The sequence below is a fragment of the Paracoccus lichenicola genome, from assembly GCF_009708075.1.
Classification (GTDB): domain Bacteria; phylum Pseudomonadota; class Alphaproteobacteria; order Rhodobacterales; family Rhodobacteraceae; genus Paracoccus; species Paracoccus lichenicola.
This window is the reverse complement of record NZ_WMBT01000002.1, coordinates 126750-149120: the sequence shown is the minus strand read 5'-3', so window position 1 is coordinate 149120 and position 22371 is coordinate 126750. Positions and strand designations below refer to the sequence as shown.

General features: G+C 65.4%; 23 protein-coding genes and 1 tRNA gene. 23 read left to right on the top strand and 1 reads right to left on the bottom strand.

The genetic code is table 11. The features are described from left to right. Positions 1–3 precede the first annotated feature (3 nt). The 23 genes from GIY56_RS04195 to GIY56_RS04085 all read left to right on the top strand — a co-directional run bounded on the left by GIY56_RS04195 (position 4) and on the right by GIY56_RS04085 (position 20596). Complete coding sequence (locus GIY56_RS04195; RefSeq protein ID WP_154763565.1) at positions 4–621, top strand: NADH-quinone oxidoreductase subunit C; 618 nt, start codon at positions 4–6, stop codon at positions 619–621. Between the two features lie 4 nt (positions 622–625). After that, complete coding sequence (locus tag GIY56_RS04190; RefSeq protein ID WP_154763564.1) at positions 626–1864, top strand: NADH-quinone oxidoreductase subunit D; 1239 nt, start codon at positions 626–628, stop codon at positions 1862–1864. Next, positions 1864–2781 carry an NADH-quinone oxidoreductase subunit NuoE gene (nuoE, locus tag GIY56_RS04185; protein ID WP_154763563.1) on the top strand — a complete coding sequence of 306 codons (918 nt, stop codon included), beginning with the start codon at positions 1864–1866 and terminating at the stop codon, positions 2779–2781. The genes GIY56_RS04190 and nuoE overlap by 1 nt, the downstream gene beginning before the upstream one ends. Before the next feature lie 15 nt (positions 2782–2796). Beyond that, a complete protein-coding gene (locus GIY56_RS04180; protein ID WP_154763562.1) occupies positions 2797–3012 on the top strand; it encodes a DUF5337 domain-containing protein in 216 nt (71 codons plus the stop codon). A 27-nt stretch (positions 3013–3039) separates the two neighbouring features. After that, a complete protein-coding gene (gene nuoF / locus GIY56_RS04175) occupies positions 3040–4335 on the top strand; it encodes an NADH-quinone oxidoreductase subunit NuoF (RefSeq protein ID WP_154763561.1) in 1296 nt (431 codons plus the stop codon). Between the two features lie 62 nt (positions 4336–4397). Beyond that, a complete protein-coding gene (locus GIY56_RS04170; protein WP_230312273.1) occupies positions 4398–4763 on the top strand; it encodes a DUF5333 domain-containing protein in 366 nt (121 codons plus the stop codon). Positions 4764–4775: 12 nt separating this feature from the next. Continuing rightward, entirely contained in the window at positions 4776–6794 is a 2019-nt protein-coding gene (gene nuoG, locus GIY56_RS04165; RefSeq protein WP_154763559.1) for an NADH-quinone oxidoreductase subunit NuoG, read from the top strand. A 4-nt stretch (positions 6795–6798) separates the two neighbouring features. Next, positions 6799–7566, top strand: coding sequence for a hypothetical protein (locus GIY56_RS04160; protein WP_154763558.1), 768 nt, complete (start codon positions 6799–6801; stop codon positions 7564–7566). 16 nt (positions 7567–7582) lie between these two features. After that, positions 7583–8614: an NADH-quinone oxidoreductase subunit NuoH gene (nuoH, locus tag GIY56_RS04155; RefSeq protein ID WP_154763557.1), complete on the top strand. Its 1032-nt coding sequence runs from the start codon at positions 7583–7585 to the stop codon at positions 8612–8614. Between the two features lie 3 nt (positions 8615–8617). Then, positions 8618–8803 carry a hypothetical protein gene (locus tag GIY56_RS04150; RefSeq protein ID WP_154763556.1) on the top strand — a complete coding sequence of 62 codons (186 nt, stop codon included), beginning with the start codon at positions 8618–8620 and terminating at the stop codon, positions 8801–8803. Next, positions 8803–9294 (top strand): NADH-quinone oxidoreductase subunit NuoI, encoded by a 492-nt coding sequence (gene nuoI, locus GIY56_RS04145; RefSeq protein ID WP_154763555.1) that lies wholly within the window; start codon positions 8803–8805, stop codon positions 9292–9294. Before GIY56_RS04150 ends, nuoI begins: the two co-directional genes overlap by 1 nt. Further along, positions 9291–9704, top strand: a complete 414-nt coding sequence (locus tag GIY56_RS04140) for a carboxymuconolactone decarboxylase family protein (protein WP_154763554.1) — start codon at positions 9291–9293, stop codon at positions 9702–9704. The genes nuoI and GIY56_RS04140 overlap by 4 nt, the downstream gene beginning before the upstream one ends. Next, positions 9701–10303 carry an NADH-quinone oxidoreductase subunit J gene (locus GIY56_RS04135; protein WP_154763553.1) on the top strand — a complete coding sequence of 201 codons (603 nt, stop codon included), beginning with the start codon at positions 9701–9703 and terminating at the stop codon, positions 10301–10303. Before GIY56_RS04140 ends, GIY56_RS04135 begins: the two co-directional genes overlap by 4 nt. Beyond that, on the top strand, positions 10300–10824 hold the full coding sequence (locus GIY56_RS04130; RefSeq protein WP_154763552.1) for a hypothetical protein: 525 nt from the start codon (positions 10300–10302) through the stop codon (positions 10822–10824). Before GIY56_RS04135 ends, GIY56_RS04130 begins: the two co-directional genes overlap by 4 nt. Positions 10825–10861: 37 nt before the next feature. Continuing rightward, positions 10862–11167, top strand: a complete 306-nt coding sequence (nuoK, locus tag GIY56_RS04125) for an NADH-quinone oxidoreductase subunit NuoK (protein WP_154763551.1) — start codon at positions 10862–10864, stop codon at positions 11165–11167. 6 nt (positions 11168–11173) lie between these two features. Then, on the top strand, positions 11174–13360 hold the full coding sequence (gene nuoL, locus GIY56_RS04120) for an NADH-quinone oxidoreductase subunit L (protein ID WP_154763550.1): 2187 nt from the start codon (positions 11174–11176) through the stop codon (positions 13358–13360). 1 nt (position 13361) lies between these two features. Beyond that, entirely contained in the window at positions 13362–14930 is a 1569-nt protein-coding gene (locus GIY56_RS04115) for an NADH-quinone oxidoreductase subunit M (RefSeq protein ID WP_154763549.1), read from the top strand. A 10-nt stretch (positions 14931–14940) separates the two neighbouring features. Further along, the gene (nuoN, locus tag GIY56_RS04110; RefSeq protein WP_154763548.1) at positions 14941–16443 is read left to right on the top strand and encodes an NADH-quinone oxidoreductase subunit NuoN; all 1503 of its coding nucleotides are present in this window, start codon (positions 14941–14943) and stop codon (positions 16441–16443) included. 10 nt (positions 16444–16453) lie between these two features. After that, positions 16454–17212 carry a biotin--[acetyl-CoA-carboxylase] ligase gene (locus GIY56_RS04105; protein WP_407946951.1) on the top strand — a complete coding sequence of 253 codons (759 nt, stop codon included), beginning with the start codon at positions 16454–16456 and terminating at the stop codon, positions 17210–17212. A 3-nt stretch (positions 17213–17215) separates the two neighbouring features. Further along, a complete protein-coding gene (locus tag GIY56_RS04100; RefSeq protein WP_154763547.1) occupies positions 17216–17995 on the top strand; it encodes a type III pantothenate kinase in 780 nt (259 codons plus the stop codon). Beyond that, positions 17988–19664 (top strand): ribonuclease J, encoded by a 1677-nt coding sequence (locus GIY56_RS04095; RefSeq protein WP_154763546.1) that lies wholly within the window; start codon positions 17988–17990, stop codon positions 19662–19664. Before GIY56_RS04100 ends, GIY56_RS04095 begins: the two co-directional genes overlap by 8 nt. Positions 19665–19716: 52 nt before the next feature. Continuing rightward, complete coding sequence (gene trmB / locus GIY56_RS04090) at positions 19717–20433, top strand: tRNA (guanosine(46)-N7)-methyltransferase TrmB (RefSeq protein WP_154763545.1); 717 nt, start codon at positions 19717–19719, stop codon at positions 20431–20433. A 73-nt stretch (positions 20434–20506) separates the two neighbouring features. Next, a tRNA-Ser gene (locus tag GIY56_RS04085) sits at positions 20507–20596 on the top strand. Between the two features lie 200 nt (positions 20597–20796). Here GIY56_RS04085 and GIY56_RS04080 read toward each other — a convergent pair. Then, positions 20797–22305, bottom strand: coding sequence for an acetyl-CoA hydrolase/transferase family protein (locus GIY56_RS04080; RefSeq protein WP_154763544.1), 1509 nt, complete (start codon positions 22303–22305; stop codon positions 20797–20799). Between the last annotated feature and the right edge of the window lie 66 nt (positions 22306–22371).

The following is a 22371-nucleotide window of genomic DNA, read 5'->3' as shown; positions in this document are numbered from 1 at the left end:
GCCATGGCTGTCTATCCCGACATCGACGCGCTGGACCAGCTGGCCGAACACCTCAAGCTGCGCTGCGGGGACCAGGTCCTGGACACGGCCGTCGCCTTTGGCGAGCTGACCGTGACCTCGACCCTGTCCGGCATCGTGGACCTGATCGAGTTCCTGCGCAGCGACAGCAGCTGCCGCTTTTCGACGCTGATCGACATCACCGCGGTCGATCACCCGGAACGCCCGCAGCGTTTCGACATGGTCTGGCACCTGCTGTCCATGTATCAGAACCACCGCATCCGCGTGAAGGTCGCCATCCGCGAGGACGAGATCGTGCCCTCGATGGTGCCGATCTATCCCTGCGCCAACTGGCTGGAACGCGAGGTTTTCGACATGTTCGGGATCCTGTTCTCGGGGCATCCGGACCTGCGGCGCATCCTGACCGATTACGGCTTCAGCGGCTTTCCGTTGCGCAAGGACTTTCCGACCACCGGCTATGTCGAGGTTCGCTATGACGAATCCGAAAAGCGCGTGATCTATGAACCCGTCCGACTGACGCAGGAATACCGCCAGTTCGACTTCCTCTCGCCGTGGGAGGGCGCGAAATACGTGCTGCCCGGCGACGAAAAGACCAAGGGGTAAGGCGATGGACGGCGATATCCGCACCAACCAGTATGACGACGGATCGGCTGACACCCTGGTGGGCGAGCAGAAGATCCGCAACTTTAACATCAACTTCGGTCCCCAGCACCCGGCGGCGCACGGCGTGCTGCGCATGGTTCTGGAACTGGACGGCGAGGTCGTGGAACGCGCCGATCCCCATATCGGCCTGCTGCATCGCGGCACCGAAAAGCTGATGGAAAGCCGGACCTACCTGCAGAACCTGCCCTATTTCGACCGGCTGGACTATGTCTCGCCCATGAACCAGGAACATGCCTGGTGCCTGGCGATCGAGCGTCTGACCGGCACCGTGGTGCCGCGCCGTGCCAGCCTGATCCGCGTCCTGTATTCGGAAATCGGCCGCATCCTGAACCACCTTCTGGGCCTGACCACCGGCGCCATGGACGTGGGCGCGCTGACCCCGCCGCTGTGGGGGTTCGAGGCGCGCGAGCAGCTGATGATCTTTTATGAACGGGCCTCGGGCGCGCGGTTGCACGCGGCCTATTTCCGGCCGGGCGGCGTCCACCAGGATCTGCCCCCAGACCTGCTGGACGATATCGAGGCGTGGTGCGACCAGTTTCTGAACGTCGTGGACGATCTGGATACCCTGCTGACGGAAAACCGGATCTTCAAGCAGCGGCTGGTCGGCATCGGCATCGTCAACGAACAGGACGCGCTGGACTGGGGCTATTCCGGCGTCATGGCGCGCGCCTCGGGCCTGGCCTGGGACCTGCGCCGTTCGCAGCCCTACGAATGCTATGACGAATTCGACTTCAAGATCCCGGTCGGGCGCAATGGCGACAGCTATGACCGCTTTCTGGTGCGGATGCAGGAAATGCGGGAATCGACCAGCATCATGCGGCAGGCCGTCCACAAGCTGCGGGCCGAGCCTGCCGGCGACGTGCTGGCGCGCGGCAAGCTGACGCCCCCCAAGCGCGGCGACATGAAGCACGACATGGAAAGCCTGATCCACCACTTCAAGCTTTACACCGAAGGCTTCCGCGTCCCCGCCGGAGAGGTTTATGCCTGCGTCGAGGCGCCCAAGGGCGAGTTCGGGGTCTATCTGGTCAGCGACGGGACGAACAAGCCCTATCGCGCCAAGCTGCGGGCGCCGGGCTTCGGGCATCTTCAGTCGATGGACTGGATCGCCAAGGGGCATCTGCTGGCCGACGTGCCCGCCCTGATCGCCACCCTTGACATCGTGTTCGGAGAGGTTGACCGCTGATGCTCCGCCGTCTTTCGCCCGTCCAGCCGGACAGCTTTGAATTCACGCCCGCCAATCTGGACTGGGCCTATGCCCAGATGACCAAGTATCCGGAAGGCCGCCAGCAATCGGCGATCATCCCGGTGCTGTGGCGCGCCCAGGAACAGGAAGGCTGGCTGTCGCGGCCCGCCATCGAATACTGCGCCGAATTGCTGGGAATGCCCTATATCCGGGCGCTGGAAGTCGCGACATTCTACTTCATGTTCCAGCTTCAACCCGTTGGGTCGATTGCGAATATCCAGATTTGCGGCACCACTACCTGCATGATCTGCGGGGCCGAGGATCTGATCGCCGTCTGCAAGCGCAAGATCGCGCCCACCCCGCACACGCTGTCGGCGGACGGCAAGTTCAGCTGGGAGGAGGTCGAGTGCCTGGGTGCCTGCACCAACGCGCCCATGGCCCAGATCGGCAAGGACTATTACGAGGATCTGACGCCCGCCAGGCTGGAAGAACTGATCGACGCCTTCTCGGCCGGCCAAGTGCCGCTGCCGGGTCCGCAGAACGGGCGCTTCTCGTCCGAGCCGCTGGGCGGTCCGGTCGCCTTGGCGGACCTCAAGGGGCAGGGCGACAGCCTGAACGCCAGCGCGGCGCTTGCCCGCGACATCGGCGAGACGGTCAAGCGCATCGACGGGACCGAGGTTCCGATCCTGGCCAAGTGGCTTCGCAACCCCGAGGCTGCGTCCGATGACCGGACCGGCATCGACAGCGCGCCCGAAACCGAACCGCGCCCGTCCGAAGGGACGCCCGCGGACGCGTCCGGCATCACCCAGCAGGAAGCGCAGGCGGCCTCGGCGGCGCGCCCGGTGTCGGACCGCAACCCGGCGGGCATCCGCGCCCTCGAGGAAGCGGAGCAGAAGGACGAGACGACGGACCGATAGGCAGGGAACCAGGCAATGCGCGGAACCGGGCAGGATCGTGACGCGGGCCAGATGCGTCTGGCAGCCATCGTGATCGCCGTCGCCATGTGCCTGTGGCTGCTGGTCCAGGCGCTTGGCGGCTATTACGACTGGGCCGGAAGATGGGCCTTTCTGGCGGATCTGGCCGCCATGGGTGCTTTTGTCTGGTCGCTGATCGTGACCTGGCGTATCTGGCGGCGCAGGAATGCGTGACGCCCGGATGAGAGGATTGAGAGCAGGATGCTGAAAGATCAGGATCGCATTTTCACCAACATCTACGGGATGGGCGACCGCAGCCTGGCCGGTGCGAAGAAGCGCGGCCATTGGGACGGCACCGCCGAGATCATTGCCCGCGGCCGCGACAAGATCGTCGAACAGGTCAAGGCATCCGGGCTGCGCGGGCGCGGGGGCGCGGGCTTTCCGACGGGTCTCAAGTGGTCCTTCATGCCCAAGGAATCCGACGGCCGCCCGTCCTATCTGGTGATCAACGCCGACGAGTCCGAACCCGCGACCTGCAAGGACCGCGAGATCATGCGCCACGATCCGCACACGCTGATCGAAGGCGCGCTGATCGCGGGCTTCGCCATGGGCGCGCACGCGGCCTACATCTATATCCGCGGCGAGTTCATCCGCGAGAAGGAGTCGCTGCAGGCCGCCATCGACGAATGCTATGACGCGGGCCTGCTGGGCGCCAATGCCGCCGGGTCCGGCTGGGATTTCGACATCTATGTCCATCACGGCGGCGGAGCCTATATCTGCGGCGAGGAAACGGCGCTGCTGGAATCGCTGGAAGGCAAGAAGGGGATGCCGCGCATGAAGCCGCCGTTCCCGGCGGGCGCGGGGCTTTACGGCTGTCCGACCACGGTGAACAACGTCGAATCCATCGCCGTGACGCCCACGATCCTGCGGCGCGGCCCGGAATGGTTCGCGGGCTTCGGCCGCCCGAACAACGCGGGCGTCAAGCTGTTCGGGTTGACCGGGCACCTGAACACGCCCTGCGTGGTCGAGGAAGCCATGTCGATCCCCATGAAGGAGCTGATCGAGAAGCATGGCGGCGGCGTGCGCGGCGGCTGGAAGAACCTCAAGGCGGTGATCCCCGGCGGCGCATCCTGCCCCGTGCTGACGGCGGAACAGTGCGAAAACGCCATCATGGATTACGACGGGATGCGCGAGTTGCGGTCGTCCTTCGGCACCGCCTGCATGATCGTGATGGACCAGCAGACCGACATCATCAAGGCGATCTGGCGGCTGTCCAAGTTCTTCAAGCATGAAAGCTGCGGCCAATGCACGCCTTGCCGCGAAGGCACCGGCTGGATGATGCGCGTGATGGAACGCCTGGTTCGCGGCGATGCCGAGGTCGCCGAAATCGACATGCTGCTGGACGTGACCAAGCAGGTCGAGGGCCACACCATCTGCGCGCTTGGCGACGCCGCCGCCTGGCCGATCCAGGGCCTGATCCGCAATTTCCGCGAGGAGATCGAGGACCGCATCAAGGCCAAGCGCACCGGCCGCATGGGGGCGATGGCTGCGGAATGAGGGCAAGGGCGGCATATCGGGTCAGCGTCCGGACGCTCGGCAGCGCCCTGCTTGCCGCTGCGTTGCTGACAGGCCCTGCCGCCGCCCTGCCGCCCTTGTCGCAGGAACGCCACATCAACGACAGCCTGGTCCAGGCGCGGGTGGCGGACGTGCTGCGCAAGGGTTGTCCCACGCTGGACGCGCGTGTCCTCAAGGCCTTTGGCGAGGCGCGCAAGCTGAAACGCTATGCCCTGGACCAAGGCTATAGCGAGGCGCAGATCGACGCCTTCCTGGACAACAAGGATGAGCGCCGCCGCATCTATGCCGAGGCGGACCGCTACATGACCGCCAACGGGGTTGTCAGCGGACAGCCCGAGACATTCTGCCGTCTGGGGCGGCAAGAGATAGCCCGGAAGACGATCGCCGGATCGCTTCTGGTCGCCAGGTAAGGAAGAAAGCCGATGGCCGATTTGCGCACGATCAAGATCGACGGGACCGAGATCGCGGTCGATCCCAACCTGACCCTGATCCAGGCCTGCGAGCAGGCGGGGATCGAGATCCCGCGCTTCTGCTATCACGAACGGCTGTCCATCGCGGGCAACTGCCGGATGTGCCTGGTCGAGGTCGTGGGCGGTCCCCCGAAGCCCGCCGCGTCCTGCGCGATGCAGGTCAAGGATCTGCGCCCCGGCCCGGACGGCGCGCCCTCGGAAATCCGCACCAACAGCCCGATGGTCAAGAAGGCGCGCGAGGGGGTGATGGAGTTTTTGCTCATCAACCATCCGCTGGACTGCCCGATCTGCGACCAGGGCGGCGAATGCGATCTGCAAGACCAGGCAATGGCTTACGGCGTGGACTTCAGCCGTTTTCGAGAACCGAAGCGCGCGGCCGAGGAATTGGATCTCGGGCCGCTGGTCGAAACGCACATGACCCGCTGCATCAGCTGCACCCGCTGCGTGCGCTTCACGACCGAGGTCGCGGGCATCAGCCAGATGGGCCAGACCGGGCGTGGCGAGGACAGCGAGATCACCAGCTATCTGAACGAGACGCTGGCATCCAACCTGCAGGGCAACATCATCGACCTGTGCCCGGTTGGGGCGTTGGTCAGCAAGCCTTATGCCTTCAAGGCGCGCCCCTGGGAATTGCGCAAGACCGAAAGCATCGACGTGATGGACGCGCTTGGCAGCAACATCCGCATCGACGTGAAGGGCCGCGAGGTCATGCGCATCCTGCCGCGCAACCATGACGACGTGAACGAGGAATGGATCAGCGACAAGACCCGCTTCGTCTGGGACGGGCTGCGCCGCCAGCGGCTGGACAAGCCCTATGTCCGCGTGAACGGCAAGCTGCGCCCCGTCACCTGGCCCGAGGCCCTGGCTGCCGCCGCCTCGGCCATGAAGGGCCGCAAGGTCGCCGGTCTGGTCGGCGATCTTGCCCCGGTCGAGGCCGCGTTCAGCCTGAAGCAAATGGTGGAAGGCCTGGGCGGCCATGTCGAATGCCGCACCGATGGCGCGCGGCTGCCTGCGGGCAACCGGGGCGCCTATGTCGGCAACGCGACGATTGCCGACATCGACGGCGCGAAACGCATCCTGCTGATCGGCACCAACCCGCGCGAGGAAGCGCCGGTTCTGAACGCCCGCATCCGCAAGGCCTGGGCGCATGGCGCGCAGATCGCGCTGATCGGGGATGCGGTCGATCTGACCTATGACTATCACCATCATGGCAACGACCGTGCCGTGCTGTCCCATCTGGCCAAGGACGACCTGAAGTCCACCGCAGGCACGCCCGGCATCGTGATCGTGGGCCAGGGCGCCCTGACCGAGGCGGACGGCGAGGCCGTGCTGGCCAATGCCATGCGCATCTGCGAACTGGACGACTGCAAGCTGCTGGTCCTGCATACCGCCGCGTCCCGCGTGGGCGCGATGGATGTGAGCGCGGTGACCGAGGGCGGGCTGGCTGCCGCCATCGACGGGGCCGAGGTGATCTACAACCTGGGCGCGGACGAGGTGGACGTGGCCCCCGGCGCCTTCGTGATCTATCAGGGCAGCCACGGCGACCGGGGCGCGCATCGGGCCGACATCATCCTGCCCGCCGCCTGCTACACGGAAGAAAACGGGCTGTTCGTGAACACCGAGGGCCGCCCGCAGATTGCCCTGCGCGCGAACTTCGCGCCGGGCGAGGCCAAGGAAAACTGGGCGATCCTGCGCGCGCTATCCGCCGAGCTGGGCCAGACCCTGCCCTGGGACAGCCTGACGCAGTTGCGCCGCGCCCTGGTCGCGGCCGTGCCGCATCTGGCCATGATCGACCAGGTTCCGGAAAACGAATGGCGCGCGCTCGACCGGCTGGATATGGGCAAGGCCAGCTTCCGCTATGCCGTCAAGGATTTCTACCTGACGAACCCGATCGCGCGCTCCTCGCCTTTGATGGGCGAGTTGTCCCGCATGGCGGCCGCGCGCCATGCGCCCTCGCTGGCGGCCGAGTAGCGCCATGCGGCCAGCACCCTGCCAGCCTCGCTTCCTGATCGCAGCCCTGGCCGGGGCTGCGCTGCTGGCCGGCTGCGGGGATGACGCCGGCGACGGCCGGCCCAAGCCGAAGCCCGAGATGATGACGGCCAAGGTCGTCACGCCCGGCGCGGCCAAGGGCAAGGCGCCGCTGACCCTTGCCCGCATCTCGACCAAGTCGGGCGAGATCCTGATCCTGGAACCCGACGGAAGCGTCACCACCATGGCGCTGGACAGTCCCGAAGGGCAGGACGCCTTTGCCGTGTCCGAGGCCGACCTGATGGCGCTGAACGCGAACCTGGATCTGGACCTGGGGGCGGGCGTGGCGCCCGACCTGCCGCCGCGCCAGACCGCGCAGGACAAGGCGCTGGAGGAATTCGCCGCGCGCACCCAGCCTGCGCTGCCCACCTGGGCCGAGGGGACCGAGGTCGATCCTGCCGCCTTCATGGGCGCTCAGGTCGTTTCCCTCAGTCCCAAGGGCGCGTCGGATCTGGTCGAGGTGACGGCGAACTTGCGCGAGGGGGTGGACGCCGACATCGCCTTCTCGTATGCCACCTGCGCGCTGGCAGGTTGGGCCAAGCGGAATGGCGCGCCCTACGGTCGCCATGTGCGCACGCTGCAGGACACGCGCGACGGCAAGCTGATGATCGGTGCCGCATTCACGCTGTCGGATCAGAAGCCGATGGGCCTGCGGGTGATGGAAACGGAAGACACCTTGCGCGAATGCAAGGCGCGCGGCATTCCCGCCGCGTAATGGGATAGGGACGGGCATGGCTGATTTCTGGGCATCCTCTCTGGGCATGGCGATCCTGCTTCTGGCGCAGGGTCTGGCGGTGATCGCCTTTGTCATGCTGTCGCTGATCTTTCTGGTCTATGGCGACCGCAAGATCTGGGCCGCGGTGCAGATGCGGCGCGGCCCGAACGTGGTCGGTCCCTGGGGCCTGCTGCAGACCTTCGCGGACGCGCTGAAATACGTGCTGAAGGAAATCGTCATCCCCGCCGGGGCCGACAAGTTCGTCTTCTTCCTGGCGCCCTTCCTGTCGATGACGCTGGCCTTGCTGGCCTTCGTCGCGATCCCCTTCGCGCCCGGCTGGGTGATGGCCGACATCAACGTGGGCATCCTGTTCATCTTCGCCGTCTCCTCGCTGGAGGTGTATGGCGTGATCATGGGCGGTTGGGCCTCGAACTCGAAATACCCGTTCCTGTCGTCGCTGCGCGCGGCGGCGCAGATGATCTCGTACGAGGTCAGCCTGGGCCTCATCATCATCGGCGTCATCATCTCGACCGGGTCGATGAACATCAGCGCCATCGTCGAGGCGCAGTCGGGCGCGGGGCTGCTGTCCTGGTACTGGCTGCCGCATTTCCCGATGCTGGTGCTGTTCTTCGTGTCGGCGCTGGCCGAAACCAACCGCCCGCCCTTCGACCTGGCCGAGGCGGAATCGGAACTGGTCGCGGGCTTCATGGTCGAATATTCGTCCACGCCCTATCTGCTGTTCATGGCGGGCGAATACATCGCCATCTGGCTGATGTGCGCGCTGATCTCGCTGCTGTTCTTCGGCGGCTGGCTGTCGCCCATCCCCGGCATTCCCGACGGCGCGATCTGGATGTTCCTGAAGATGGTCTTCTGGTTCTTCATGTTCGCCATGGTCAAGGCGATGGTGCCGCGGTACCGCTATGACCAGTTGATGCGGATCGGCTGGAAGGTGTTCCTGCCGCTGTCGCTGGGGTGGGTCGTGCTGATCGCCTTCCTGGCGCGCTACGAGGTCTTCGGGTCGTTCTGGGCACGCTGGGCAGGGGCATAAGACATGGCTTATTCCAACAGGATCGCCGAAATGCTGGCAAATGCGTCGGAAACCGACAAGGTCGAGTTCGCGCATTTCCTGGCCAACAATCTGGATAGTGCCGAACAGTCCCGTGACGGCGCCAGGGTTCGCGAATACGTGGCGGCCTTCGACCGCTTCGCCGCGCCCAAGCAAGGGGAAGAATTCTGATGGCCTTCGACATCATGCGCGCCACCAAGTATTTCCTGATGGTCGATTTCCTGAAGGGCTTCGGCGTGGCGATGAAATACTTCGTCGCACCGAAATCCACGATCAACTATCCCCACGAAAAGGGGCCAATCTCGCCGCGTTTCCGGGGCGAACACGCCTTGCGCCGCTATCCCAACGGCGAGGAACGCTGCATCGCCTGCAAGCTGTGCGAGGCGATCTGCCCCGCCCAGGCGATCACCATCGATTCCGAACCGCGCGAGGACGGAAGCCGCCGCACCACGCGCTATGACATCGACATGACCAAGTGCATCTATTGCGGCTTCTGCCAGGAAGCCTGCCCGGTCGATGCCATCGTGGAAGGCCCGAACTTCGAGTTCTCGACCGAAACGCGCGAGGAGCTGTTCTACGACAAGCAGAAGCTGCTGGACAACGGCGCCCGCTGGGAGGCCGAGATCGCCCGCAACCTGTCCATCGACGCGCCCTACCGATGAGCGACGCGTTCACCAAGCTGTTCCAGCAGATGATGCAGTCCGGGCAGGAAATGGCCCGGGCCTTCAATCCGGGCATCGAGAACCTCGATCCCCGCGCCTTCGAGAAGATGATCCCGACCATGCCGGCGGACATGCTGGAAATGTGGTTCGGGCGCACCTTCAACCGCGACGGCCTGGACGCCAAGACCCGGCTGCTGGTGACGGTCGCCGCGCTGACCGTGCAGGGCGCGCACGCGGAACCGCAACTGCGCCTGACCATCCGCCACGCCATCGCCGCGGGCGCCACCGCCCGCGAGGTGGCCGAGGTCATCTATCAGATGGGGATGTTCGGCGGCATCCCGGCCATGCAGAAGGCCCTGGAGATCGCCCAGGGCGTGTTCACCGACCATGAAGGGAAACAGGCCGAATGATCACCTTCGCCTTTTATCTGTTCGCCATCTCGGTCTGCCTGGCGGGCTTCATGGTGGTGCTGTCCCGCAACCCCGTGCATTCGGTGCTGTGGCTGATCCTGGCCTTCATCGCATCCGCCGGGCTGTTCGTGCTGCAAGGCGCGGAGTTCGTGGCGATGCTGCTGGTGATCGTCTATGTCGGCGCGGTGGCGGTGCTGTTCCTGTTCGTGGTGATGATGCTGGACGTGGACTTCGCCCAGCTCAAGGGCGAGTTCGCGCGCTATCTGCCGCTGGCGGGGCTGATCGCCGTCGTGCTGCTGGCGCAGCTGGCGATTGCCTTCGGGGGTTGGGAAAGCTCGATCCAGGCCGAGGGGATGCGGGCCGCGCCGGTTCTGCTGGACTCTCTGAACACCAACGCCATCGGCACGGTGCTGTATGACCGCTATCTGCTGCCGTTCCAGGTCGCGGGGCTGATCCTGCTGGTCGCCATGATCGGCGCCATCACCCTGACCATGCGCCACCGCCGCGACATCAAGCGCCAGAACGTGCTGGAGCAGATGTGGCGCGACCCGGCCAAGGCCATGGAACTGCGCGACGTGAAGCCGGGGCAGGGGCTGTGAAACGAAGCTTGGCTTTGTGTTTGCTGACCGCTGGGGCTGTGGTGCTTGCCAGTTGCGAAGAATCAGGCTCCAGCGACAACAATGACAATCCGTTCGATGAACGCGAGCTAGAGCGGTGTGGATTGACAACGGACGATCCGTTCGTTGGACACGCTATCTCATCTGCAAACGATGAAGGTGCCGGTTTTGTATCTTTTAACGAGACTTCGTTCATCGATACAGAAGGCTCTGTTGGAGTATTGCATGTCATACAGTGCTCCTCGGGAGAGGCCGTGCGCATGACCCGAAATCCGAATTTTTCATTCGAGGATGCCCATCCACACGATGCCACGTTGCGCGATCTGGTTCCCCAGGGTGTGAAGCCGCTTTCCTTGGCGCGCTTGGAGGAATATGGCCGCACCAACGGCCTTCGGACGAGTCGTGGACAGGCAACCTCTCAATCAAAGACAGCCTCTTGCGCCTGCGAACTTTATTATCCGGGCAGCACAGCAAACTGGTCCAAAGCTGCTGCGGCAGAATAGGCGTAAAGTCGGCAAGGGACAAAAGGGACGAAAGACGATGATAGGCTTGACGCATTACCTTGTCGTGGGGGCGATCCTGTTCGTCACCGGGATCTTCGGCATCTTCGTGAACCGCAAGAACGTCATCGTCATCCTGATGTCGATCGAACTGATCCTGCTGTCGGTCAACATCAACTTCGTCGCCTTCTCGGCCCATCTGGGCGATCTGGCGGGGCAGGTCTTCACGATGTTCATCCTGACCGTCGCCGCCGCCGAGGCCGCGATCGGCCTGGCGATCCTGGTGGTGTTCTTCCGCAACCGCGGCACCATCCAGGTCGAAGATGTCAACGTGATGAAGGGATAAGCGGTCATGGCGCAATTCATCCTGTTCGCGCCGCTGCTGGGCGCCCTGATCGCGGGCTTCGGCTGGCGCGTCATCGGCGAAAAGGCCGCGATGCTGCTGACCACGGGCATCCTGTTCGTCGCCGCGCTTTTTTCCTGGATCGTCTTCTTGGGCTTCAATGGCGAAACCCAGCACATTCCGGTCATGGACTGGATCGTCTCGGGCGATTTCAGCAGCCAGTGGGCCATCCGCCTGGACCGGCTGACGGCAATCATGCTGATCGTCGTGACCACGGTGTCCGCGCTCGTCCACATGTATTCGATGGGCTACATGGCCCATGACGACAACTGGACGCATGACGAACACTACAAGGCGCGCTTCTTCGCCTATCTGTCGTTCTTCACCTTCGCCATGCTGATGCTGGTGACGGCGGACAACCTGTTGCAGATGTTCTTCGGCTGGGAAGGGGTGGGCGTCGCGTCCTATCTGCTGATCGGCTTCTATTACCGCAAGCCCTCGGCCAACGCCGCCGCGATGAAGGCCTTCATCGTCAACCGGGTGGGCGACTTCGGCTTCCTGATGGGGATCTTCGGCCTGTGGTGGATGACGGGTTCCATCCAGTTCGACGCGATCTTCGCGCAGGTGGACGAGCTGGCGAACGCGCAGGTCCAGTTCCTGTGGACCGGCTGGAACGCCGCGAACCTGCTGGCCGTGTTGCTGTTCATCGGCGCGATGGGCAAGTCGGCGCAGCTGTTCCTGCACACCTGGCTGCCCGACGCGATGGAAGGCCCGACGCCTGTGTCCGCGCTGATCCACGCCGCGACCATGGTGACGGCGGGCGTGTTCCTGGTCTGCCGCATGTCGCCGTTGTTCGAGTTCGCGCCCGAGGCCAAGATGTTCGTGACGATCATCGGCGCCTCGACCGCGTTCTTCGCCGCGACCGTGGGCCTGGTGCAGAACGACATCAAGCGCGTGATCGCCTATTCGACCTGTTCGCAGCTGGGCTACATGTTCGTGGCGGCGGGCGTCGGCGTCTATTCGGCCGCGATGTTCCACCTGTTCACGCACGCCTTCTTCAAGGCCATGCTGTTTTTGGGCGCGGGGTCCGTGATCCACGCGATGCACCATGAACAGGACATGCGGAACTATGGCGGGTTGCGCAAGAAGGTGCCCTATACCTTTGCCGCCATGCTGATCGGCACGCTGGCCATCACCGGCGTCGGCATCCCCATGACCGACATCGGCTTCGCGGGCTTCCTGTCCAAGGACGCCGTGATCGAAAGCGCCTATGCCTCGGGCGTGGGCTATGCCTTTTGGCTGCTGGTGATCGCGGCGCTGATGACCAGCTTCTATTCCTGGCGGCTGATGTTCCTGACCTTCTGGGGCGCGCCGCGTCCGCAAAAGATCTGGGACGCCGCCATCAAGTCCGAGGAGGAGGTCCAGCCCGTTCCCGGCCATGGTCACGGCCATGACGATCACCATCACGATCCCCTGCACGCCTATAACCACGCCCATGAAAGCCCTGCGGTGATGACCGTGCCGCTGGCCGTCCTGGCCCTGGGCGCGATCTTCGCAGGCATGATCTGGTACGGCAGCTTCTTCGGCGACAACGTGCAGCGGTTCTTCGGCCTGCCCGAGGTCGAGCACGCACAGGCCGAAGGCGGCCATGGCGCGGCGTCCGAGGGTGCTGAAACCCATGCCGCAGCCGGTGTAGCCAGCGATCCCGCCGAGGAAGCCGAGGGCCACGCGGCGCCTGCCGGTTACGAACAGGGCGCGATCTTCATGCGCGGGGACAACCACGTCATGCATGACGCCCATTCGGTCCCGGCCTGGGTCAAGATGTCGCCGTTCATCGCGATGCTGATCGGGCTTGGCCTGGCCTGGCTGATGTATATCCGCTATCCGAACGCGCCCGCGAAGCTCGCGGCGCAGCAGCCCGCGCTGTATCAGTTCCTGCTGAACAAGTGGTATTTCGACGAGATCTATCACTTCATCTTCGTCCGGCCCGCCTTGTGGATCGGCCGCGCCCTGTGGACGGGCGGCGACGGAGCGGTTATCGACGGCGCCATCAACGGGGTGGCCATGGGAATCATCCCGCGCCTGACACGCTTCGCCGGCCGGGTGCAGTCGGGCTATCTGTTCCATTACGCCTTCGCGATGGTCCTGGGCATCGTGGGCTTGCTGATCTGGGTGATGATGCGGGGCGCGCACTGACATGACGAACCTTCTTTCGATCATCACCTTCCTGCCCATCGTGGCGGCGGGGATCCTCGCCCTGTTCCTGCGCGGCGAGGACGAGGCCGCGCAGCGCAACGCCAAGTGGCTGGCGCTGATCGCCACGGCGGCGACCTTCCTGATCTCGCTGTTCGTGCTGGCGGGCTTCGATCCGGCCGACACCGGCTTCCAGTTCGTCGAGGATCGTCCCTGGATCATGGGCCTGCGCTACAAGATGGGCGTGGACGGCATCTCGGTCCTGTTCGTGATGCTGACGACCTTCCTGATGCCGCTGACGATCCTGTCCACCTGGGACGTGAAGACGCGGGTGAAGGAATACATGATCGCCTTCCTGGTGCTGGAAGGGCTGATGATCGGCGTCTTCACCGCGCTGGACCTGATCCTGTTCTATCTGTTCTTCGAGGCAGGGCTGATCCCGATGTTCCTGATCATCGGCATCTGGGGGGGCGCGAACCGCATCTATGCGACGTTCAAGTTCTTCCTGTACACCTTCCTCGGCTCGGTCCTGATGCTGGTGGCGATGATCGCCATGATCCGCATGTCCGGGACCACCGACATCGCGCAGATGCTGGCCTTCGACTTCCCGTCGGACACGATGCGGATCTTGGGCTTTACCGTCGTGGGCGGGATGCAGACGCTGCTGTTCCTGGCCTTCTTCGCCAGCTTCGCGGTCAAGATGCCGATGTGGCCGGTCCATACCTGGCTGCCCGACGCCCACGTCCAGGCGCCGACCGCGGGATCGGTGGTGCTGGCCGCCGTGCTGCTGAAGATGGGGGGCTACGGTTTCCTGCGCTTCAGCCTGCCGATGTTCCCGGTCGCCTCCGACATCATGCAGCCGCTGGTCTTCTGGATGTCGGCCATCGCCATCGTCTACACCTCGCTTGTGGCGCTGGCGCAGACCGACATGAAGAAGCTGATCGCCTATTCCTCGGTCGCGCACATGGGCTACGTCACGATGGGCGTCTTTGCCGCCAACCAGCAGGGCGTGGACGGGGCGATCTTCCAGATGCTGTCGCACGGCTTCATCTCGGGCGCGCTGTTCCTGTGCGTGGGCGTCATCTATGACCGGATGCACACGCGCGAGATCGACGCCTATGGCGGGCTGGTGAACCGGATGCCGGTCTATGCGCTGGTGTTCCTGTTCTTCACCATGGCCAATGTCGGCCTGCCCGGCACCTCGGGCTTCGTGGGAGAGTTCCTGACGCTGATGGGCACCTTCAAGGCCAACACCTGGGTGGCCTTCGTGGCAGCGACCGGGGTGATCCTGTCGGCAGGCTATGCGCTGTGGCTGTATCGCCGCGTCACGCTGGGCGCGCTGGTCAAGGAAAGCCTGCGGACCATCACCGACATGACCGCGCGCGAGAAGTGGGTCTTCGTGCCGCTGATCATCATGACGCTGTATCTGGGCATCTATCCGCGCGCCGTCACCGACATCACCGGACCCGCCGTCCAGGCGCTGCTGGTCAACTATCACGATGCCCTGCCGCACGAGGCGCGCGACGGGCTGGCCGTGACCGCGCAGGCGGAAACGGCCGCTGCCAGCCATTGAGGGAAGCACGATGACCGCGCTCGATTTCTCGACCATCCTGCCGGAACTTCTGCTGGCGATCTATGCCTTGGCCGCGCTGATGGCCGGGGCTTACTTCGGCAAGGATGCCATCGCGCGTCCCATCCTGTGGGCGACGGTTGCCGCGCTTCTGGTGATCGGCCTGTATGTGGGCTTTGCCGACCGGCCGGTGCAGATGGCCTTTTTCGGCATGTTCGCCGACGACGCCTTTGCCCGCTTTGCCAAGGTGACGATCCTGATTTCCGCCGCCGCCGTCCTGGCGATGAGCGCGGAATACATGGACCGCCACAAGCTGCTGCGCTTTGAATATCCGATCCTGATCACGCTGGCGTCCATCGGCATGATGCTGATGGTCTCGGCCAGCGACCTGCTGATGCTGTACATGGGGTTGGAGCTTCAGTCGCTGGCCCTTTACGTCACCGCCGCCATGCGCCGCGACAGCGTGAAGTCGTCCGAGGCCGGGCTGAAGTATTTCGTCCTGGGTTCGCTGTCCTCGGGGATGCTGCTTTACGGCGCATCCCTGGTCTATGGCTTCTCGGGCACGACCAGCTTTGCGGGGATCGTGCAGACGGTCGTGGGCGGGCAATTGTCCCTAGGCCTGCTGTTCGGCCTGGTGTTCCTGCTGGTGGGCCTTGCCTTCAAGGTGTCGGCGGTGCCGTTCCACATGTGGACGCCCGACGTTTACGAAGGCGCGCCGACGCCGGTGACGGCCTTCTTCGCCACCGCGCCCAAGGTGGCGGCCATGGCGCTGATCGCGCGGCTGATGTTCGACGCCTTCGGCAACGTGCCGGGCGATTGGGGCCAGATCATCGCGGCGCTTGCGGTGATGTCGATGTTCCTGGGATCCGTTGCCGGGATCGGCCAGCGCAACATCAAGCGGCTGATGGCCTATTCGTCCATCGCGCACATGGGCTTTGCCCTTGTGGGCCTGGCGGCGGGGACGGCCTTCGGCGTGCAGTCGATGCTGATCTACATGGCGATCTATGTCGTGATGAACGTGGGCAGCTTTGCCTTCATCCTGTCGATGGAACGCGACGGCCGCCCGATCACCGACCTGGAAAGCCTGAACCGCTTTGCCCAGACGGAACCTGTCAAGGGCTTTGCCGTCCTGTTCCTGATGTTCAGCCTGGCCGGCGTGCCGCCCTTCCTGGGCTTCTTCGCCAAGTACGGCGTGCTGACGGCGGCGGTGCAGGCGGGCATGTCCTGGCTGGCGATCCTGGGCGTCATCGCATCCGTCATCGGGGCGTTCTATTACCTGCGCATCGTCTATTACATGTGGTTCGGGGCCGAGAACGAGGGCATGGAAAGCCGCATGGGCACCGTGCAGTATCTGGCGCTGATCGTTCCGGCGGCCTTGCTGCTGATCGGCGCCGTGTCGATGTGGGGTGTCGATACCGCCGCGGCGCGGGCCGCGGAATCGCTGGTCAGCACGGTGGTGCCGGCGGAAGCCGCGCTGCTTCCCGATGTCCCCGGCGAGGCGCCTGCCGTTGAGTGACGGCGGCCCGCTGCCCTCCTGGCCCATGGGCGTGGCCTGCCACGTCCTTGACCGCGTTGACAGCACCAATGCCGAGGCGATGCGCATGGCGCCGGGCCTGTCCGGCCCGGCCTGGATCATGGCCCGCCGGCAGACCGCCGGGCGCGGCCGCCGGGGCAGGGCTTGGGCCGATCCGCCCGGCAACTTCGCCGCCTCGCTGGTGCTGCGCCCCCAGGGCGGCCCGGCAGATGCCGCGCGCCTGTCCTTTGTCGCCGCGCTTGCCGTTCATGACGCGCTGCGCCGGTTGTGCGGGCCGCAGCTGAACGTCGCGCTGAAATGGCCCAATGACGTGCTGCTGAACGGCGGCAAGCTGTCGGGCATCCTGCTGGAAAGCGTCGGGTCAGGCGGGACGATCCAGGCGCTGGTGATCGGCGTCGGCGTCAACCTGGCGGCGGCACCGGACGCGGGACAGGTCGAACCGGGCGCCACCCGCCCGGTCAGCCTGCAGGGCGAAACCGGCCTGACCATCACCCCCGACGACTTCCTGCCCGCGCTGGCCGTGGCCTTTGACGCCTGGCATCGGCAGATGCGTGATTTCGGCTTTGCCCCGATCCGCGCCGCCTGGCTGGCCCGCGCCGCCATGCTGGGCGAGACGATCACCGCCCGCACCGGCACGGCCCAGACCACCGGCCGCTTCGACGGCATCGACGACACCGGCGCCCTGGTCCTGACCGGGCCGCGCGGGCGCCAGGCGATCCCCGCCGCCGATGTCTATTTCGGCAGGTCCTGAGCCATGCTTCTGTGCATCGACACCGGCAACACGAACACGGTCTTTTCCATCTGGAACGGCGAACGTTTCCTGGCCCATTGGCGCATCGCCACCGATCACCGCCGCACGGCGGACGAATACTTCGTCTGGCTGTCCACCCTGATCGCCGGGCAGAAGTTCGACCTGGACATCGACGCCTGCATCATCAGTTCGACCGCGCCGCGCGTGGTGTTCAACCTGCGCGTCCTGTGCAATCGTTACTTCGACACGCGCCCGCTGGTGGTGGGCAAGCCCGATTGCCTGCTGCCCGTGCAGCCGCGCGTGGATGAGGGCACCGTGGTCGGTCCCGACCGGCTGGTCAACACGCTGTCCGCCTTTGACCGCCACGGACCGAACCTGATCGTGGTGGACTTCGGCACGGCGACGACCTTCGACGTGGTGGATGTGGACGGCGCCTATATCGGCGGCGTGATCGCGCCCGGCGTGAACCTGTCGCTGGAGGCGCTGCACATGGGCGCGGCCAGCCTGCCGCATGTCGATGTGACCATGCCGGCCCGTGTGATCGGCACCAACACGGTGGCCTGCATCCAGTCGGGCATCTTCTGGGGCTATATCGGCCTGGTCGATGGCGTCGTGCGCCAGATCCGCGCCGAACGTGATCGCCCGATGAAGGTTATTGCAACCGGGGGCCTTGCGCCGCTGTTCGATCAGGGGTTTGACCTGTTCGACGCAATCGAAGACGATCTGACGATGCACGGGCTTCGGCTCATTCACGATTACAACAAGGAGATGGGCAATGGCTGAGCGCCTGATCTATCTGCCGCTGGGCGGCGCGGGCGAAATCGGCATGAACGCCTATGTCTATGGCTATGGCTCGCCGGGCCGGGAACGGCTGATCCTGGTCGATCTGGGCGTCACCTTCGGCGACATGGACGGCAGCCCCGGCATCGACCTCATCATGCCCGACCTGACCTGGCTGGAACAGAACCGCAACCGGCTCGAGGCGATCTTCATCACCCACGGGCACGAGGATCACCTGGGCGCCCTGGGCCATCTGTATGCGCGCCTGAAGGTTCCGGTCTATGCCCGCCAGTTCACCGGCGCCCTGTGCCGCCTGAAGCTGGAGGAGCAGGGCCACCCGGCGTCCGTGGTGAACATCGTCGGCCCGCGCCCCGAGGTGACGCAGGTCGGGCCGTTCACCGTGCAGTTCGTGCCGGTCAGCCACTCGATCCCCGAAAGTGCGGCGCTGATCATCGACACGCCCGCGGGCCGGGTGGTCCATACCGGCGACTTCAAGCTGGACGGCACGCCGGTCGTGGGCGATCCCTTCGACCCGATCGCCTGGCACGACATCGCGGCCGAGGGCCGGGGCATCAAGGTCCTGGCCTGCGACAGCACCAACATCTTTTCCACCCATCCCGGCCGGTCCGAGGCGACGCTGGCCAATCCCATCCTGGAATGGGTGATGGCGCAAAAGAACATGGTCGTCGCCACCACCTTCGCCAGCAACATCGCGCGCCTCAAGACCCTGTCGGACGCCGCCATCGCCGGCGGCCGCAAGGTCTGCCTTTTGGGCCGCGCCATGCGCAAGATGGTCGCGGTCGGCCTGGAAACCGGCGTGCTGACCGATTTCCCCGACACCATCGGTCCCGAGGAAGCCGCCAGCCTGCCGCGCCACCAGGTCATGCTGCTGGCCACCGGCAGCCAGGGCGAACGCCGCGCCGCCAGCGCGCAGCTCTCGCGCGGGCGTTATCTGGGGATGATGCTGAAGGAGGGCGACAGCTTCCTGTTCAGCTCCAAGACCATCCCCGGCAACGAAAAGTCCGTGGGCCGGATCATGAACGCGCTGAGCGAGATCGGAGTCGAGGTTTATGATGCCGATGACGGTCTTTACCACGTCTCGGGCCACGCGAACCGCCCCGACATCGAAGCCCTGCACGAGCTGCTGAAGCCCCGGATCGTCATTCCCATGCATGGCGAGCACCTGCACCTGCGCGAGCATGTGATGCTGGCGCGCGGCAAGGGCCTTGCCGCCGAGATCTGCACCAACGGCACCATGCTGGATCTGACCGGCGACGTGCCGCGCATCGTGGACCAGGTGGAAACCGGGCGCCTGTATCTGGACGGCACCGTGCTGATCGGCGCGATGGACGGCGTGGTGCGCGACCGCATCCGCATGGCGCTGAACGGGCACGCGCTGGTCAGCGTGATCGTGGACGAGGACGACAACGTCCTGCCCGATGCCTGGGTGGAACTGATGGGCCTGCCCGGCCGCACCCGCAGCGGCGAGGATCTGGGCGCGCATATCGAGGGCGAGCTGTCCGAGTTCCTGGAAGGCGCCAATCCCCGCGTGGTCCGCGACGACGCCAAGATGGACGAGGCGATCCGCCGCATCGCCCGCCAGGTCGCCATGGAGGAGATCGGCAAGAAGCCCGAGGTCACGGTCATCATCAGCCGCTTGATGGGGGAATAACAGCCGGGCGGGGGGCTTGACCCGCGCGCCTGCCCGGTGCAATCCCGCGGCCATGTCAGACACGCCCCCCTCCGCCTTCGATCCGAATCCGCCGCGCCGCAACTTCTATGGCCGGCGGCACGGCAAGACCCTGCGCCAAAGCCAGAAGGGCTACCTGTCCGAGGATCTGGGCGAGTTGCGCCCGCGCGGCATCACCGTGCAGGACAACCCGGACCGCCGCCCGATCGACCCGGCGGCGATCTTCGGCAACGACCGTCCGATCTGGCTGGAAGTCGGCTTCGGCGGGGGCGAGCACATGGTCCACATGGCCGCCCGTTACCCGGACATCGGCATCATCGGCTGCGAGCCGTTCATCAACGGCGTCGCCATGCTGCTGGGCAAGATCCGCAACGCGGGCGTCACCAATGTCAGCGTCCATCCGGGCGATGCGCGCGACCTGATGGACGTGCTGCCCCCTGCCTCGATCAGCAAGGCTTTCCTGAACTATCCCGATCCCTGGCCCAAGGCGCGCCACCACCGCCGCCGCTTCGTGACGCCCGAACACCTGATCCCGCTGGCCCGCGTGATGCAGCCGGGCGCCGAGTTCCGGGTGGCGACCGACATCCCCGACTACATGCGCCAGACGCTGGAGGAGGTACCTTTGGCGGGCTTCGATCTGGTGGCCGAGACGCCGGTGGCCTGGGACGACTGGATCAGCACCCGCTATGAACAGAAGGCCCTGCGCGAGGGCCGCGTGCCCCATTACGCGACCTTCCGCCGCAAGGGCTGAGGGGGCGTTTTCGGTTGAAATCGCCCTAAAAACCCCCTTGTCACTGCCCGTGCCCGCCCCTATACCCGCCAGCGGAGTGGTGGCCGAGTGGTCGAAGGCACACCCCTGCTAAGGGTGCAGGCGGGAAACCGTCTCGAGGGTTCGAATCCCTTCCACTCCGCCACTTGCCATTTTCTGTCGCCGATCAGACCGCCCGTTGCGCCTGCTGGTTGAAGGCACCGCAAGGGCAAAGGCGACCGGAACGCGCGCAAGCACGGTGCCCGGAATGCCGCGCATGGCAAGATCCGCAGGATGCGCATCGCTGCGGTTTCCGGCACGTGGAGAACCCTTGTCCCCCATACCCCGACCACGCGCGGGATCAGCCTAGGGCAGCATCGACCCCGTCTCGATGAACCGCTGGTGCCAGCTCAGCGCCTCGGTCAGCAGCGAGGGGGACTGCATCCCGTAGGACCCCGCGCAGGCGCGGCGGAAATAGTCGGCCAGATGGGGGCGATAGTCGGGATGGGCGCAGTTCTCGATGATGACGGCGGCGCGCTGCTTGGGCGACAGGCCGCGCAGGTCGGCCAGGCCCTGTTCCGTCACGATCACCTGCACGTCCTGGGTGATGTGATCGACATGGCTTGCCTGCGGCACGATGGCCGAGATCCGCCCGCCCTTGGCCGTGGACGGCGTCATGAAGATCGACACATAGGCGTTCCTCGCGAAATCGCCCGAACCGCCGATGCCGTTCTGGATGCGCGAACCCATGATGTGGGTCGAGTTCACGTTGCCATAGATGTCGGCCTCGATCAGGCCGTTCATGGCCAGGCAGCCCAGACGGCGGATCAGTTCGGGGTGGTTGCTGATTTCCTGCGGGCGCAGGATCATGCGGTTGCGATAACGATCCATGTCGGCGTTCACGCGGCCCGCCGCCTCGGGCGAGAGCGAGAAGGCCGTGGCCGAGGCCATGCGCAGCTTGCCCGCGTCCAGCAGGTCCAGCATCCCGTCCTGGATCACCTCGGTGAAGGCGGTCATGTCCTCGAAGGGGCTGTCCACCAGGCCCGTCAGGACGGCGTTGGCGATATTGCCCACGCCCGACTGGATCGGCAGCAAGGATGCGGGCAGGCGGCCGCGGGCGACCTCGTGGCGCAGGAACTCCAGCAAGTGGCCGGCGATGGCGCGGGCGGTCCGGTCGGGCGGGGTGAAGGGCAGGTTGCGGTCGGGCGTGTCGGTTTCGACGATGCCCACGATCCGGGCCGGGTCGCAGCGCAGCCACGGCTCTCCGATCCGGTTGTCGGGGCGGGTCAGGGGGATCGGCACCCGGTCGGGCGGCAGGCGCGTGCCGTAATAGATGTCGTGCATCCCTTCCAGCGCCGGGTTCTGCCAGCGGTTCACCTCGAGGATGACCTTTCGGGCGCGGTCGAGCCAGGTCTTGTTGTTGCCGACCGACGAGGAGGGGATCAGCGTCCCGTCGGGCCGGATGCCCGTCACCTCGATCACCGCGACATCCAGCGGACCCAGGAAGCCCTGCCAGGCCATGGGCGCGACCTGGCTCAGGTGCATGTCGAAATAGTCCATCTCGCCGCGGTTGATCTTGTCGCGGGCGATGGGGTCCGAGTTGTAGGGCAGGCGGAACTCGATCCCGTTAGCCTTGGCCAGCGCCCCGTCCAGTTCCGGCCCGGTCGAGGCGCCGGTCCAGACGCGAACGCGGAAGGGCCTGCCCGCCCCGTGTTCCGCCTCGATCCGCGCGGCCAGCGCCACCGGCACCGCCTTGGGATAGCCCGAGCCGGTGAAGCCGCTCATCCCGACCGTATCGCCCGAATGGATCAGCGCCGCCGCCTCGTCTGCGGTCATGATCTTGGGGCGGAGATGCGGGGGGGCAATGCGGGTCATGGTCTGTCCTGCGGAAAGGCTGCAAACCCGTGCTTACGCCCGGGGATCGGGATTGTGAAGGCAAGC

Coding starts and splice junctions, on each gene's coding strand:
- GIY56_RS04150 (WP_154763556.1), top strand. CDS start 8,618: ATGGCTTATTCCAACAGGATCGCCGAAATGCTGGCAAATGCGTCGGAA.
- GIY56_RS04180 (WP_154763562.1), top strand. CDS start 2,797: ATGCGCGGAACCGGGCAGGATCGTGACGCGGGCCAGATGCGTCTGGCA.
- GIY56_RS04135 (WP_154763553.1), top strand. CDS start 9,701: ATGATCACCTTCGCCTTTTATCTGTTCGCCATCTCGGTCTGCCTGGCG.
- GIY56_RS04095 (WP_154763546.1), top strand. CDS start 17,988: ATGGCTGAGCGCCTGATCTATCTGCCGCTGGGCGGCGCGGGCGAAATC.
- nuoH (WP_154763557.1), top strand. CDS start 7,583: ATGGCTGATTTCTGGGCATCCTCTCTGGGCATGGCGATCCTGCTTCTG.
- GIY56_RS04100 (WP_154763547.1), top strand. CDS start 17,216: ATGCTTCTGTGCATCGACACCGGCAACACGAACACGGTCTTTTCCATC.
- nuoI (WP_154763555.1), top strand. CDS start 8,803: ATGGCCTTCGACATCATGCGCGCCACCAAGTATTTCCTGATGGTCGAT.
- nuoK (WP_154763551.1), top strand. CDS start 10,862: ATGATAGGCTTGACGCATTACCTTGTCGTGGGGGCGATCCTGTTCGTC.
- nuoN (WP_154763548.1), top strand. CDS start 14,941: ATGACCGCGCTCGATTTCTCGACCATCCTGCCGGAACTTCTGCTGGCG.
- GIY56_RS04160 (WP_154763558.1), top strand. CDS start 6,799: ATGCGGCCAGCACCCTGCCAGCCTCGCTTCCTGATCGCAGCCCTGGCC.
- GIY56_RS04115 (WP_154763549.1), top strand. CDS start 13,362: ATGACGAACCTTCTTTCGATCATCACCTTCCTGCCCATCGTGGCGGCG.
- nuoF (WP_154763561.1), top strand. CDS start 3,040: ATGCTGAAAGATCAGGATCGCATTTTCACCAACATCTACGGGATGGGC.
- GIY56_RS04190 (WP_154763564.1), top strand. CDS start 626: ATGGACGGCGATATCCGCACCAACCAGTATGACGACGGATCGGCTGAC.
- nuoE (WP_154763563.1), top strand. CDS start 1,864: ATGCTCCGCCGTCTTTCGCCCGTCCAGCCGGACAGCTTTGAATTCACG.
- GIY56_RS04140 (WP_154763554.1), top strand. CDS start 9,291: ATGAGCGACGCGTTCACCAAGCTGTTCCAGCAGATGATGCAGTCCGGG.
- nuoL (WP_154763550.1), top strand. CDS start 11,174: ATGGCGCAATTCATCCTGTTCGCGCCGCTGCTGGGCGCCCTGATCGCG.
- trmB (WP_154763545.1), top strand. CDS start 19,717: ATGTCAGACACGCCCCCCTCCGCCTTCGATCCGAATCCGCCGCGCCGC.
- nuoG (WP_154763559.1), top strand. CDS start 4,776: ATGGCCGATTTGCGCACGATCAAGATCGACGGGACCGAGATCGCGGTC.
- GIY56_RS04195 (WP_154763565.1), top strand. CDS start 4: ATGGCTGTCTATCCCGACATCGACGCGCTGGACCAGCTGGCCGAACAC.
- GIY56_RS04080 (WP_154763544.1), bottom strand. CDS start 22,305: ATGACCCGCATTGCCCCCCCGCATCTCCGCCCCAAGATCATGACCGCA.